14 protein-coding genes are annotated in these 13,864 nt (G+C 67.4%); 4 read left to right on the forward strand and 10 right to left on the reverse strand.

Translation table 11 applies throughout. The annotated features are described in order from the left end of the window. Position 1 precedes the first annotated feature (1 nt). The 5 genes from ABZ789_RS13355 to ABZ789_RS13375 form a co-directional block, all read right to left on the reverse strand. Positions 2–1,246 carry an alkane 1-monooxygenase gene (locus tag ABZ789_RS13355; protein ID WP_358424348.1) on the reverse strand — a complete coding sequence of 415 codons (1,245 nt, stop codon included), beginning with the start codon at positions 1,244–1,246 and terminating at the stop codon, positions 2–4. A gap of 218 nt (positions 1,247–1,464) precedes the next feature. After that, positions 1,465–2,742, reverse strand: coding sequence for a mannose-6-phosphate isomerase, class I (gene manA, locus ABZ789_RS13360; RefSeq protein ID WP_358424350.1), 1,278 nt, complete (start codon positions 2,740–2,742; stop codon positions 1,465–1,467). Continuing rightward, complete coding sequence (locus tag ABZ789_RS13365; protein WP_358424352.1) at positions 2,742–3,827, reverse strand: tobH protein; 1,086 nt, start codon at positions 3,825–3,827, stop codon at positions 2,742–2,744. The genes manA and ABZ789_RS13365 overlap by 1 nt, the downstream gene beginning before the upstream one ends. A gap of 146 nt (positions 3,828–3,973) precedes the next feature. Then, positions 3,974–5,344 carry a phosphomannomutase/phosphoglucomutase gene (locus ABZ789_RS13370; RefSeq protein ID WP_358424354.1) on the reverse strand — a complete coding sequence of 457 codons (1,371 nt, stop codon included), beginning with the start codon at positions 5,342–5,344 and terminating at the stop codon, positions 3,974–3,976. 78 nt (positions 5,345–5,422) lie between these two features. Continuing rightward, positions 5,423–5,818: a DUF3499 domain-containing protein gene (locus ABZ789_RS13375; RefSeq protein ID WP_358424356.1), complete on the reverse strand. Its 396-nt coding sequence runs from the start codon at positions 5,816–5,818 to the stop codon at positions 5,423–5,425. 87 nt (positions 5,819–5,905) lie between these two features. On the opposite strand from ABZ789_RS13375, the gene ABZ789_RS13380 reads away from it, so the two are divergent. Continuing rightward, entirely contained in the window at positions 5,906–6,400 is a 495-nt protein-coding gene (locus ABZ789_RS13380; protein WP_358424358.1) for a metallopeptidase family protein, read from the forward strand. 121 nt (positions 6,401–6,521) lie between these two features. Here the strand turns inward: ABZ789_RS13380 and ABZ789_RS13385 are convergent, their stop codons facing one another. Beyond that, positions 6,522–6,788, reverse strand: coding sequence for a WhiB family transcriptional regulator (locus ABZ789_RS13385; protein ID WP_167388378.1), 267 nt, complete (start codon positions 6,786–6,788; stop codon positions 6,522–6,524). 334 nt (positions 6,789–7,122) lie between these two features. On the opposite strand from ABZ789_RS13385, the gene cofD reads away from it, so the two are divergent. The 3 genes from cofD to ABZ789_RS13400 are packed head-to-tail and all read left to right on the forward strand — an operon-like array spanning position 7,123 to position 10,042. Further along, the gene (gene cofD, locus ABZ789_RS13390; RefSeq protein WP_358424360.1) at positions 7,123–8,112 is read left to right on the forward strand and encodes a 2-phospho-L-lactate transferase; all 990 of its coding nucleotides are present in this window, start codon (positions 7,123–7,125) and stop codon (positions 8,110–8,112) included. Next, positions 8,112–9,482 (forward strand): coenzyme F420-0:L-glutamate ligase, encoded by a 1,371-nt coding sequence (locus tag ABZ789_RS13395; protein ID WP_358424657.1) that lies wholly within the window; start codon positions 8,112–8,114, stop codon positions 9,480–9,482. The genes cofD and ABZ789_RS13395 overlap by 1 nt, the downstream gene beginning before the upstream one ends. Positions 9,483–9,484: 2 nt before the next feature. Next, on the forward strand, positions 9,485–10,042 hold the full coding sequence (locus tag ABZ789_RS13400) for an NUDIX domain-containing protein (RefSeq protein ID WP_358424362.1): 558 nt from the start codon (positions 9,485–9,487) through the stop codon (positions 10,040–10,042). 45 nt (positions 10,043–10,087) lie between these two features. Here the strand turns inward: ABZ789_RS13400 and ABZ789_RS13405 are convergent, their stop codons facing one another. The 4 genes from ABZ789_RS13405 to rfbD are packed head-to-tail and all read right to left on the reverse strand — an operon-like array spanning position 10,088 to position 13,798. After that, on the reverse strand, positions 10,088–10,852 hold the full coding sequence (locus ABZ789_RS13405; RefSeq protein ID WP_358424364.1) for an SGNH/GDSL hydrolase family protein: 765 nt from the start codon (positions 10,850–10,852) through the stop codon (positions 10,088–10,090). Positions 10,853–10,866: 14 nt separating this feature from the next. Beyond that, a complete protein-coding gene (locus tag ABZ789_RS13410; protein ID WP_358424365.1) occupies positions 10,867–11,952 on the reverse strand; it encodes an NDP-sugar synthase in 1,086 nt (361 codons plus the stop codon). After that, positions 11,949–12,869, reverse strand: a complete 921-nt coding sequence (locus ABZ789_RS13415; protein WP_358424366.1) for a glycosyltransferase family 2 protein — start codon at positions 12,867–12,869, stop codon at positions 11,949–11,951. Before ABZ789_RS13415 ends, ABZ789_RS13410 begins: the two co-directional genes overlap by 4 nt. 59 nt (positions 12,870–12,928) lie before the next feature. Further along, the gene (gene rfbD / locus ABZ789_RS13420) at positions 12,929–13,798 is read right to left on the reverse strand and encodes a dTDP-4-dehydrorhamnose reductase (RefSeq protein ID WP_358424368.1); all 870 of its coding nucleotides are present in this window, start codon (positions 13,796–13,798) and stop codon (positions 12,929–12,931) included. Positions 13,799–13,864 lie beyond the last annotated feature (66 nt).

The following is a 13,864-nucleotide window of genomic DNA, read 5'->3' on the forward strand; positions in this document are numbered from 1 at the left end:
ATCACTTCCCTTCCCCGACAGCGGAATCCGTCGAGCCGTAGCGTGCCAGGATCTTCTCCCGCAGACGCGGCTCGATGTTCACACGCGTGATGTCGCCGTCGTAGTGGTCGAGCACGCGAGGGTCCATGACCTTGCGCCAGAGCGGCGGGATATAGGCGAGGGTGATCATCGTCGCGTAACCGGCCGGCAGCTGAGGCGAGACCTCCATGCTGCGCAGCGTCTGGTAGCGACGGGTGGGGTTGGCGTGATGGTCGCTGTGACGCTGGAGGTGGTACAGGAAGATGTTCGTCACCAGGTGGTCGCTGTTCCAGCTGTGCGCGGGTGAGCACCGCTCGTAGCGACCCTTGCCGGTCTTCTGCCGCAGCAACCCGTAGTGCTCGAGATAGTTCACGACCTCGAGAAGCGAAAACCCGAACACAGCCTGGATCACGAGGTAGGGAGCGATACCGAGACCGAACACGCCGAGCAGTACCGCGTACAGCACCACCGAGATCGCCCACGCGTTGAGGACGTCGTTGTGCACACTCCACACCGGCTTGCCGAGACGTTCGAGACGGGCGCGCTCGAGCCGCCACGCCGAGCGCAGGCTGCCGACCACACTGCGCGGCAGAAAACGCCAGAAGCTCTCCCCGAACCGCGCCGAGGCGGGATCCTCCGGAGTCGCCACGCGAACGTGATGCCCACGATTGTGCTCGATGTAGAAGTGGCCGTAGAACGACGGGGCGAGGGCCCACTTCGACAGTCGGCGTTCGAATTCGACCTTCTTGTGGCCGAGTTCATGCGCGGTGTTGATGCCGATACCCGCAACCACGCCGACGGAGATTGCGAGACCGATCGCGGATACCACGCCGAGACCGCCGTCGATACCGAGCCAGGACAGATCGTCGGCCGACCACAGATAGCAGGCGAAGATCAGTGACGCGAACTGGAAGGGCAGGTAGAGATACGTGCAGTATCGGTAGAAACGATCGTTCTCGAGCTGCTCGAACATCTCGTCCGGTGGGTTCTCACCGTCGGGTCCGATGAACAGGTCGAGGGTCGGAACGAAGACGTAGACCAGCATGGGCCCGATCCACCACAGGATCGGGGTGATGCTCTGCAAACCGAGCTGGTTGCCTGCCCACACGAGCGCTGTGGCGAGGAACAATGCCGTGGGCGGTACCAGGCCCAGAAGCCACAGGTGTCGCTTGCGGTCGCGCCAGTGGAGTTCGGGTTCCTCGCGCGACTCCGCCGATGCCGTGCTCATGTCGTCTCTCCTCATCCCCGTCGATATCCCCGTCGATGGCGCGCACCTCATCGAACTGGTGACGCACACCACTCTAGGTTTGACTCTAGATCCACATTCGTCAGAGGTCTAGACATTTTGAGGAATTTGTAAATGTTGTGATCCGTCCGGAAACGACGGAAGGCGAGCTCGTTCGAGCTTCGCCTTCCGGGTGATCCCGCTCCTGGCGGGAACAGCTCTCAGGATTCGTCGACGACCGGCATTCCCGGCAGGTCGCCGAGCCGGGCGCGGAACACCAGCGTGTCCGCAGCGCATCCGTGGACGGTGGGCTCCCGGTCGCGGGCCGACAACCACGCCGAATCGCCCGGCTTCAGGTTCACCGTCTCCCCGCCACATTCCACGCGAGCGATCCCGGCAGTGCACAACAGGATCTGCGGTCCGTCCGCGTCGACCCGGAGCACCTCACCCGCACCGAGATCGATTCGCGACAACATGAACTCCGGTGCCGGAGTGCGATAGCGCCGTTCCACTGGCGCCCCGGTCGCCACACCGTCCGGGGCCTCCGGCTCCGCTTCGAGGATCGGTACCGAGGCCGCATCGAAGTCGAGCACTCTCAGCAGTTCCGGCACGTCCACATGTTTCGGCGTGAGACCGCCGCGCAGCACGTTGTCGGAGTTGGCCATGATCTCGACGCCCATCCCGTGCAGATACGCGTGCAGATTCCCTGCGTCGAGATAGAGCCCCTCCCCCGGCTTCAAGGTGATCCGGTTGAGCAGCAGCGACGCGAGAACTCCCGCGTCGCCGGGATAGAAGTCGGCAAGTTGCAGAGCGGTACGCACTTCGGGAACGAAATCGCGTTCGCGCTCGCGACCGGACGCGAGATAGGTCACGCAACCGTCGAGTACCCGCGGCAGCAGTGCCCCCAGAGCAGGCGGAGGCAAGGTGATCCACGTGGTGAACAGCGCCCGCAGACCGCTGGAATCGGGTTGACCGGCGAGGAGCCCCACATAAGGATCGAGTTCCGGCACCGCCAGCGCCTCGAAGAGTTCCACCGTCCGTTTCGCATCGCGGAAACCGGCAAGCGCTTCGAAGCGCGTCAACGCCACCACGAGTTCCGGTTTGTGGCTCGCGTCCTTGTAGTTGCGCACGGGGGAATCGACGGGAATGCCCAGTGCTTCCTCCCGCGCGAAGCCCTCGGCCGCCTGGCGGGCACTGGGGTGCGCCTGCAGCGACAAGGGCTCCTCTGCAGCCAGCAGTTTCAGGAGGAAGGGCAGCCGGGGACCGAAGGTTCCCACGGCGCGGTCACCGAGATGCTGCGGCGGATCGGCGGACAGCAGGTCGAGCAGCGACTGTTGTCCACCGTCCGCGTCCACCACGCGGGCAGGATCCGCCGGATGGGCACCGAGCCACAACTCGGCCTCGGGATGATCGGACGGCACGGTGCGGCCGCGCAGCGAAGCGATCGCGGTCCGCGATCCCCAGGCGTACGAGCGCACCGCACCTTCGAGCCGGTGCACTATCTCCCCCCTGCCAATCCGAGATATGCGGCTGCCATCTCTGTGCGGACGGTCAACGCTGCCACCTGTTCCAGCACGGTGGGTACCGCACTCGACTCGAACTCTCCGATCACGGAGGTCAACTCCACGTCGGGTAACGCCGCCGTCCTGCGTTGCGCCGCCGATCGGTCGGGGTCGGTGCTGAACACGAACACGCGAGCCGGCGTGATCGGCGCCGGTCCGTCCAGTTCCTCGTCGTGGAAGAACGGGTCGTACGACTCTCCGCTCGCGGTGACGACGTCCATGAGCCGGTCCCGGGCGGCGAGCACGTCGCTCAGCGCTGCGGCACCCGCGACCACTCCCGCTGCCTGGAGCAGAGACTCCGAAGCGTGCCGGGCGAGCACAGTGGTCGCAGCGGAGTCCCCGGCGAAGACCACGCGTCGCGACTGCATGCGCACGGCGAGGGATTTCGCCGGATTCTGGAAGACCTCGTTCGCCGGATGGTTGCGCGCAGCTTCCGCGTCGGCCGCATCGGCCACCTCGGTGAGCGGGGGGACCCCGGCGAGCCGAACAGCGCGCTGCAGCATCCCGAGCACCGCGCAGAACACCGCGACGTGCCTGGCGAGCACGTAACGGGTCCGGACAGGAACCCGCGGCGACAGCGTCATCGCCCGGCCGGCAGCGACCGCCCGCACCGGGCCCTCGTCGGGTGCGTCCACGACGACCTCCGCGCTGCGGCGCAGTCCCGCGTCGACGCTGCGCGCCAACTCCGGATCTCCGGCGTCGTTCCCGGAGACGACCACGATGTCGAGCGCACCCACCCAAGGTGGAGTGGTCGGCGCGGATACCAGGGGCACCCCGGCCTGACCACCGAGCAACGCCACGACCAGTTCTGCGGCCGCCCGGGCACGAGCATCCGTGCCGACGAAAACGACGCTGCGAGGATGCATGTCGGTGAGCCGGTCGAGCAGTCCTTCGTCGACGGATGCTGCGACCGACCTGATCTGCGCGCCGCCGAGAGCCGCGCTTCTGAGGACGCCGTCGACATCGGCGGCGAGCAGACCACCCGCATCGTCGAAGTCGAACAGCGGCGAGGGTGCCGTCACGACCGCATCACCTTCCTTCTGCCGCCGCGACCTCGGCGCTTTGGCTGACCGGCCTCGGCGATGCCCCGAATCGACCCAGGTGCTTCGCCGAACCGGTACCGGCACGCCATGTACCGGCACTTCGATTATTCCCGTTGACCCTCCGTCTACGCACGAACGACAGAAAGGATCTCCTTCACCAACGCTTCGACCTCGCCGTCCGTACTCGCTTCCACATTGAGCCGCAGCAGTGGCTCGGTGTTGGACGCCCGCAGGTTGAACCAAGCGTTGTCGGGCAGGTCCACGGTGACACCGTCGAGCCGGTCGATCGACACTGCCCGATCCTCGAACGCCGTGACGACCGCTTCGGTGCGCTCGGTGGCATCGGCGACCGTCGAGTTGATCTCCCCCGAGGCCGCGTACCGGTTGTACGAGCTCATCAACTCCGAGAGTGGTCCGTCCTGCGAAGCGAGCGCGGCGAGTACGTGCAACGCAGCGAGCATGCCGGAGTCGGCACCCCAGAAATCGCGGAAGTAATAGTGCGCCGAATGCTCCCCGCCGAAGACCGCACCGGTCTCGGCCATCTGCTGCTTGATGAACGAATGCCCCACGCGCGTGCGCACCGGCTTGCCGCCCTGCTCGGCGACGAGTTCGGGCACCACACGCGAGGTGATCAGATTGTGGATGACCGTGGCACCGGGTTCCTTGGCGAGCTCGCGCGCGGCGACGAGCGCCGTGACGGCCGAGGGCGTGACCGGCTCGCCGTGCTCGTCCACGACGAAGCAGCGGTCGGCGTCGCCGTCGAAGGCCAGGCCGAGGTCGGCGCCGGATTCGACGACCAGACGCTGGAGGTCGACGAGATTCGCGGGGTCGAGCGGATTGGCCTCGTGGTTGGGGAACGTACCGTCGAGTTCGAAGTACAGCGGCACCAGTTCGACGGGCAATGCACCGAACACTGCGGGCACGGTGTGCCCGCCCATCCCGTTGCCTGCGTCGACCGCCACTTTGAGCGGTCGCATTTCCGAGAGGTCGACGAGACCACGGACGAACGAGGCGTACTCCTCGAGGACGTCGCGCTCGGTGACGCTGCCTCGTTCGCCGTCGTATTCGGGGACACCGGCGACGAGCTCGGCCGAGATCTGCGCCAGGCCCGTGTCCTGACCGACCGGCTTGGCACCGGCACGGCAGAGCTTGATCCCGTTGTACCGGGCAGGATTGTGGCTGGCGGTGAACATGGCACCGGGCGCATCGAGCAGTCCCGAGGCGAAGTAGAGCTGGTCGGTGGACGCGAGTCCGATCAACACGACGTCGAGGCCCTGTCCGGTGACACCTTCGGCGAATGCTTGCGACAGTGTCGGCGACGAGGCACGCATGTCATGGCCGATGACCACCCGGTCCGCGCTGCCCTCGCTGCGCAACAGGCGTGCGAACGACGCTCCGACCTCGCGGACGAACTGTTCGTCGATCTGCTCTCCGACGACGCCCCGGACGTCGTACGCCTTGATGACCGCTGATACCGACTCTGCAGCTCTCGCCACTGTATTCGCTCCTGAAGCTCGACTCGTCCGATGCCGTCCTCCGCGACCTCGGGCTCCGCTCAGCCTAGTGCGAACTGCTCAAGATGTCGGATCGGGAAGAACTCGCAGGTGACCACGTCGGCCGGTACGCGCGGTGGGGGGCACGACGGCCCGCTGAGGTTCTTCGGCGCCGTCCTCGTCGGAGTCCGGACGGGACCGGTCGCCCAAGCCGGCCTCGCGCACGGCCTCGGCGAGGGCGGTCAGATCGTCCTCGTCGGGGGTGGCCGACGAGAACGCGCCCTCGTACCGGACGAGCTCCCATCCCTTGGGAGCGGTGATGCGCGAACCGTGCATCTCGCAGAGGTCCCACGAGTGTGGTTCCGCGACGGTCGCCAGGGGACCGACGACGGCAGTGGAATCCGAGTACACGTAGGTCAGCGTCGCAACAGCAGGGTTCTTGCACCCAGGCCGGCAGCATCGACGCAGTGTTCTCACGACTGGGAGCGTATCGCTTCGAACGCTGCGGGACTATTCGGACACACCGAAACGGAGGAAGGATTTTCGTGTCGTAATGTCCATGGCATGGTCCGCCCACGCCGTTCCCGCCCAGTCTCGTCCCGCTCCGTGGCGCGTCGCGGCAGAGGGATCCGCGGCCCGCTGTTCCCACAGAGCCTGCCGGCATGGAAGACCCGCGCCGAGAAATTCGACCTTCTGGTACTCGGGGCGTTCGCCCCGATCGACGCGCGTTGGCACAACCGTCTCACCAAGCTCGACATCGCCGTCGACGAGGTCCCGAAGATCCGGGCGCGCGACCCGGACTCGGTGAACTGGCCGGACGAGGTGGTAGCGGACGGGCCGGTGCCGCTGTCCCGGCTCGTGCCTGCGGGCATCGATCGACGAGGCGCCGCGACCCGCGCTCGGATCGTGCTCTTCCGGCGGCCGCTCGAAGTCCGCGCCAAGGATCCCGACGATCTGACGGATCTGGTCCACGACGTTCTCGTGCACCAGGTGGCCACTTATCTCGGCATCGAGCCGGAGGTGGTGGATCCGACGCTCGGTGAAGACGAAGAGGATTGAACGCCTTCGGGCAGAAATGACAAAGGCCGGGTTGCTCGTCCCCCACGGCCGCAACCCGACCTTCGTCGTCCGACTCGGTGTTTCCTCGTCCCGTACTCCCCGTACCGGGCCGAACCCTGCGTCAGACTATTCCGCGCTTGAGGCGACGGCGTTCCCTCTCGGAAAGCCCGCCCCATATTCCGAACCGCTCATCATGAGCGAGTGCGTATTCGAGACAATCGTCCCGTACCTCACAACCCATGCAGATGCGCTTGGCCTCTCTGGTGGAGCCACCCTTCTCGGGGAAGAATGCCTCCGGATCGGTCTGCGCACAGAGCGCACGCTCCTGCCACTGCTCCTCGCCGTCCGCGGGATCACCGAATCCTGAGATCAAACTCAGGACGGGCACCCCCACATCCGGGTCGTCACAGACAGAGTCGACTGCAGTGTCGCTCCGAGTGAGCTCCGAGCTGTCGCGCTCGCCGGCCATAGTCCCTCCTCACCTGCAGCGCCGAATCATGACCGGGGATCAACCCGCTGCCATCCTTCGAATACTCGTTCGAATGCGGGTTCACCGCAAGGAATCTCGAATTCGATTTTCGAATGACATGTATGTGATTAGACACTTCGGGCGTGTCGTGGTCAAGCGGAGCGGCGTTGTTCACATATCATCGGCCGCTTTGCCGAAACACGTTTCGGACGGTGCGCAACGGGGTACGAAGCGCACCGCTTAGGCTTGGGCCGTGAATGTGACTGTATTGGTCGGAGGTGTAGGTGGGGCGCGTTTTCTGTCAGGTTTGCGCCGACTTCTCGATATTTCTCCGGGAGTCGAACCGAATCCTGACGCGCCGCACCGCATCACGGCGATCGTCAACGTCGGCGACGACGTCTGGATGCACGGGCTGAGGATCTGTCCCGACCTCGACACCTGCATGTACACCCTGGGCGGTGGGATCGACGAGGAACGCGGCTGGGGCCGCGCCGGCGAGACGTGGAACGCGAAGGAGGAACTCGCCGCCTACGGTGCGATCCCCGACTGGTTCGGTCTCGGTGACCGGGACATCGCCACGCATCTCATCCGGACCCAGATGCTCAGGACCGGCTATCCCCTCTCTGCGGTCACCGAGGCCCTGTGTACGCGGTGGAAGCCGGGTGTCGACCTGCTGCCCGTATCCGACGACCGCAGCGAGACCCACGTCGTCATCACCGATCCCGAGGACGGTGAGCAACGCGCCGTGCACTTCGAGGAGTGGTGGGTCCGCCACCGTGCCCAGGTACCTACCCACAGCTTCGCCCATATCGGAGCAGACGACGCCAAGCCCGCTCCCGGAGTGCTCGAGGCGATCGAGAATGCCGACGCCGTCCTGCTGGCACCCTCGAATCCCGTCGTGAGTGTCGGCGCGATTCTTGCGATCCCGGGTATCCGCGGAGCACTGCGCACCACGTCCGCAAAGGTCGTCGGCCTGTCCCCGGTGATAGACGGAAAGCCCCTGAGAGGGATGGCCGATGCATGCCTGGACGTCATCGGGGTGGAGACGACCGCCGAAGCTGTCGGCAGGTACTACGGAGCCCGCTCCGGAACGGGCATTCTCGACGGATGGCTCGTGCACTCGACCGATCGCGCCGAAGTGCCGGGTGTCGAGGTCCGATCCGTACCACTGCTCATGACCGACACCGACGCGACGGCCGAGATGGCCCGCGCCGCCCTCGAGCTCGCCGGAGTAACCCCGTGATGTCTCCTGACGCCGTCACCGACCCCACCGTGCGCGACCACGCTCCGGGCGGATCGATCGAGATCCGGCCCGTACGCGGACTCCCCGAGTTCCGGCCGGGCGACGACCTGGCCGCGGCCATCGCCCAGGCCGCACCGTGGCTGGCCGACGGGGACGTCCTCGTGGTCACGAGCAAGGTGGTCTCGAAGGTCGAAGGGCGGATCGTGTCCGCACCCACCGACCCCGACAGCCGCGACGCCCTCCGCCGCCGTCTCGTGAACCAGGAAGCCGTCCGCGTCCTGGCACGCAAGGGGCGCACCCTCATCACCGAGAACCGGTTGGGCATCGTGCAGGCGGCCTCCGGAGTCGACGGGTCCAATGTCGACGGAGCCGAACTCGCCTTGCTGCCGGAAGATCCCGACGCCAGTGCCGCTGCCCTGCGGGAGCGGATCGGTGCGGCGCTCGGCGTACGGATCGCCGTGGTCGTCACCGACACGATGGGCCGGGCCTGGCGGGTGGGACAGACCGACGCCGCGATCGGCTCGTCCGGGATCCCCGTCCTGCACGGTTACGCGGGCTCCCGTGACGGGCAGGGCAACGAGCTGCAGGTGACCGAGGTGGCTGTCGCCGACGAGATCGCGGCGGCCGGCGACCTCGTCAAGGGCAAACTCGGGGGCGTTCCGGTCGCCGTGGTGCGCGGCCTCGACCTGCGCGACGACGGATCCACCGCACGTGAGCTGATCCGCAACGGTGAGGAGGACCTGTTCTGGCTCGGCACCGCCGAGGCGCTCGAGCGTGGCCGGAACGAGGCTCTCCTCCTGCGCCGTTCGGTGCGGCAGTTCTCCGGCGAACCGGTGGATCCGGAGGATCTCCGCGATGCGATCGCTGATGCGCTCACCGCCCCGGCGCCACACCACACCCGCCCGGTGCGCTTCGTCTGGGTCCGTACCGAGCAGGTCCGCCGCCGGTTGCTCGATCGTATGCGCGACCGCTGGGCGGAAGATCTCGCCGGCGACGGACTGGAGCCGATTGCGGTCGAACGTCGACTCGAACGCGGCTCGATCCTCTACGACGCCCCGGAGGTCATAGTGCCGTTCCGGGTCATGGACGGCGCCCACCACTACCCCGACCCGCGACGCACCGCCGCGGAGGAGACGATGTTCACCGTCGCGGTGGGCGCGGCCGTACAGGGGCTGCTCGTCTCCCTGGCAACCCGCGGATTGGGCAGCTGCTGGATCGGATCGACGATCTTCGCGCCGGACATCGTGCGCGAGGAACTCGGATTACCCGCCGACTGGTCGCCACTCGGTGCGATCGCCGTGGGCCATCCGGTCACCGAAACCGGCCCGCGCGAACCCGCGGAACCGGGCGACGCTTTCGTGGAGCTGTAGCCGTGTCGGCACGTTCACTCCACGACTCCGCGATCGATCGACTCTCCGCATGGCGCACGGACTCACCCGACGCCGAGTCCCTCCGGCACACGATGCTGGCATTCCTCGACTCGGCACCGGACGGCTGTCTTCGCGAGCACGCCCCCGGACACATCACGGCGTCGTCGATCGTGCTCGACGCCGACCACCGGAACGTCCTGCTCACACTGCATCCACGGGTGGGCCGGTGGATCCAGCTCGGCGGGCACTGCGAGCCGGCCGACGAGACTGTCGTCGATGCCGCCTTGCGAGAAGCCACCGAGGAGTCCGGCATCTCAGGTCTCGTGATCGACCCGGATCTGCTGTCGGCGCATACGCATCCGATCACCTGCTCGCTCGGCGTTCCCACCCGCCACCTCGACCTGCGCTTCCTGGTGACCGCCCCGTCCGGCGCCCGCCCCGTCCGCAGTCACGAGTCGACCGACCTGCAGTGGTGGCCGGTCGACGCGCTACCGGCCGAAGCCGAGCACGAGACGATCGCGCACCTGGTCCGCCTCGCCGCGGCACGGCGTCATCGCTGATGTCTCCGCGCTCGTCCCGGCGGGTCTGCCGGGACGAGCGGGATGTCAGAACCGGACCGGTCCGAGTCCGGGATACTTCGGGGTGATGCCGTCGCCCGAGGACACGCCGCGCAGCCGCCGGCCCACCCACGGAACGAAGAAGTCGCGCATCCACGCGCGGTCCGCAGCACGCTCCTGAGCACGGGTGAGGACGGGTGCCTCCTCGAACTGCACCGGTCCGAGGCCGTGTTCGACACCGAGCAGGTCGAGCACCCGCAGGGCCATGTTGTGATGTCCCGCAGCAGACATGTGCAACCGGTCGAAGTCCCACATGCGCAGATCCCGGTACTCGTCGAAGCGCCAGAAGTCGACGATGCCCGCGCCGTGCCGGTCCGCGATCTCGCGGACGAGCTCGTTGTACACCGCCCAGCGGCCACGCAGGATCCCGAAGACCGGCGCCCAGCTCCCGTCGTAGGCCGTCCACATCAGGACACGGGCACCGGTCGCGGCGAGTTTCCCGATCGCTTCGTCGTACTCCGCCGCGAGCTGGTCGAGGTCGAGCCTGGGACGCATGAGGTTGTTGCCGCCGGCGTAGATCGTCACGAGATCGGGACGCATCGACACTGCCGTCTCGAGCTGCTCGTCGATGATCGGTCGCAGCAGTCTGCCCCGGATCGCGAGATTCGCATATGCGAAGTTGTCGGAACGGCGCGCCAGTTCCCCGGCGACGAGGTCGGCCCATCCGCGAACCCCGTTGGGACGCGAGGGATCCGGGTCGCCGACACCCTCGGTGAACGAATCCCCGAGCGCTACATACCTTTCGAAGCTCACCTCTGCCTCTCGATTCACACGTCGGTGCTGAACCGGATACCGCCGTCGGGAATTTTCACTCCCGGCCAGACCCGGGCCCCGCGCAGCAACTCGCACCGGGCACCGATGTCGGCGCCGTCACCGATCACACCGTCACGGATCAGGGCCCGCGGACCCACCCGCACACCGAACCCGATGATGGTCCGCTCGATCACCGCACCGGCCTCGACCCGCGCACCGTCGAAGATCACCGCGCCGTCCAACCGGGCACCGGCACCGATCTCCGCACCACGGCCCACGACAGTGCCACCGATCAGCAACGCCCCCGGAGCGACCGAGGCACCCGGATGCACGAGCGACTCTCCACGCTGCGGCGGAAGCGCCGGCGACGGGGCGATTCCGCGCACCAGGTCGGCCGATCCACGGACGAAGTCCTCCGGGGTTCCCATATCGCGCCAATACGCCGCGTCGACATGTCCGTACACCTTCTTGCCCTCGGTCAGCAGGGTCGGGAACACCTCCCGCTCCACCGAGACCGGACGACCGGACGGAATCTGCTCGATGATCTCGCGGCGGAAGACGTAGCAGCCGGCGTTGATCTGGTCGGTCGGCGGATCCTGGGTCTTCTCGAGGAAGGCGGTCACCCGGCCGTCTGCATCGGTGGGCACACATCCGAACGCACGCGGATCGCTCACCCGCACGAGGTGCAGGGTCACATCCGCCTCGGTCCGCACATGGGTGTCGAGCACCGCACCCAGATCGGTGCCGCCGAGCACGTCGCCGTTGAACACCATGACGTTCTCCGCGCGCAGCTTCGGCAGCACATTGCGGATGCCGCCACCGGTACCGAGAGGCTCGGTCTCGGTGACGTACTCGATCTCGAGGCCGAAATCGGAACCGTCGGCGAAGTACTCCTCGAACACCTCTGCCTTGAACGACGTGCCGAGGACGACGTGCTTGATGCCGGCCTCACGAATCCGCGCGAGGAGGTGGGTGAGGAAAGGCACCCCGGCGGTGGGCAGCATCGGCTTGGGTGCCGACAAGGTCAACGGCCGCAGCCGCGTGCCCTGTCCACCGACCAGAATCACCGCGTCGGTGTGCGGTGCCGAATCACTCGTCATCGTCTCCCCTTGTCCACTGTCGTGCCGACCGGCGTGTTCTGGTCGGTCCTCCCGTTTCGACGCTCTCGCACGGCAGCTGCGACCGCGAGGCGGGACCGCACCCCGAGCCCGGCCCGCAACGCCCACCGGAGCGGCGCCTGCCACCGGTGGGGGTGCCGATCCGCCTGGAAGCGATAGGCACTCTCGTGATGTGCCGGAAGCATCAGCTCGGGGTGCCGACCGGCGGCGTGCCCCTTGGCGTGGGTGACCACCGCGGACGGCACGTACACGTTGAGCCAGCCTGCCCGCCCGAGCCGGTCGCCGAGATCCACGTCCTCCATGTACATGAAGTATCGCGAATCGAAGCCGTCGATCGAGTCGAAAGCGGCCCGGCGCAGCAAAAGGCACGATCCGGAGAGCCACCCCACGGGGCGTTCGCTGATCTCCTCGTTCTCCTGCCGGTAGCGGCGTGTCCACGGGTTGGCCGGCCACACGGTGCCCAGCAGCGCGTGACCGGCACCGGAGACCAGAGTGGGGACGGCACGCGCCGAGGGATAGACGCTCCCGTCGGGTTCGTGGATCAACGGCCCGAGCGAACCCGCCCGCGGCCAGCGACTCGCCGCTTCGAGCAGTTCGTCGAGCGAGCCGGGGGCCCACTGCACGTCCGGGTTCGCGACCACCACGAACTCTGCCGAGGAGTCGACCTCGGCGACGGCGCGATTGATCGCCCCTCCGTAACCGATGTTCCCGCCGGTTCGGAGCAGACGGACGTTCGCGTGCGCCGACTCGGCAGCTTCGGGAGCACCGTCGATCGAACCGTTGTCGGCCAGGATCACCTGCGTCGGCAGAACTGTCGCAGAGGTGAGCGAGGTGAGAAAGTTCTCGAGGTGCTCGCCGGGCGAGTAGGTCACCGTCACCACGGCCAGCTTCGAATCCACGCCGGTCACCTTAGCGACCTCGATCGGGTCGGCCACCTCGCGGGCCGATTCCTCGCACGTCATCGCACGGCAGGCGTCGTGCCGTCCCCGATGATCGCCTCGTGCAGTGCCTCCCGCCACGGCCGCAAGGGAGTCAGTCCGGCATCGATCCAGGCGCTGCCGTCGAGGACCGAGTAGGTCGGGCGCGGAGCCGGCCGGACGAACTCGTCGCTGCCGCAGGGCCGCACCCGCTCGGGGTCGGCGCCGATCTCCTCGAAGACCGCCCGGGCGAGATCGAACCACGTCGCTTCCCCTGCATTGGTCGCGTGCAGGATCCCGCCCGGAATCCGGTCGGCGCGCGTGGCGAGTTCGAGCAGTCCGTCCGCCAGGTCACGCGCGTAGGTGGGGCAGCCGCGCTGGTCGTCGACCACGCTCAGGATGTCGCGCTCACCTTCGAGCCGCCGCATGGTGGCGACGAAGTCGGTGCCCTCGCCCGTGTACACCCAGGCGGTACGCACGACATGCGCGGACGGCAGCCGTTCGAGCACCGCTCGTTCCCCGGTGAGTTTGGTACGGCCGTAGGCGGTGCGCGGACCGGTGGGCGCGTCGATCCGGTAGGGCTCGGTGGCATCACCGGCGAAGACGTAGTCGGTGGAGACGTGGACGAGATGTGCGCCCTTGTCCGCGCACACGGTGGCCAACACGCCCGGGCCGGTGCCGTTGACGGCGGCGGCCCGGGCCTCGTCGGTTTCGGCGGCATCGACAGCGGTGTACGCCGCCGCGTTCAGGACCACGCAACCGGGTTCTACAGCAGCGGCCACGGCCTGCGGATCTGTGATGTCCACCTCGGACGATCCGACGCCGCGGATCGGGATTCCCGCAGCCGTGCCGCGGTTCACGAGGTGCCGGCCGAGCTGGCCACGGGCTCCGGTGACGAGGACTGTACGCACTCGGAGAAGTCTGGCACGCCGGAGTGGTGTGCGCCGCGCGACCGCCGCCACAAGTAGCCTTCAATC

This window comes from Rhodococcus sp. NPDC047139, assembly GCF_040643435.1.
Lineage (GTDB): Bacteria > Actinomycetota > Actinomycetes > Mycobacteriales > Mycobacteriaceae > Rhodococcus.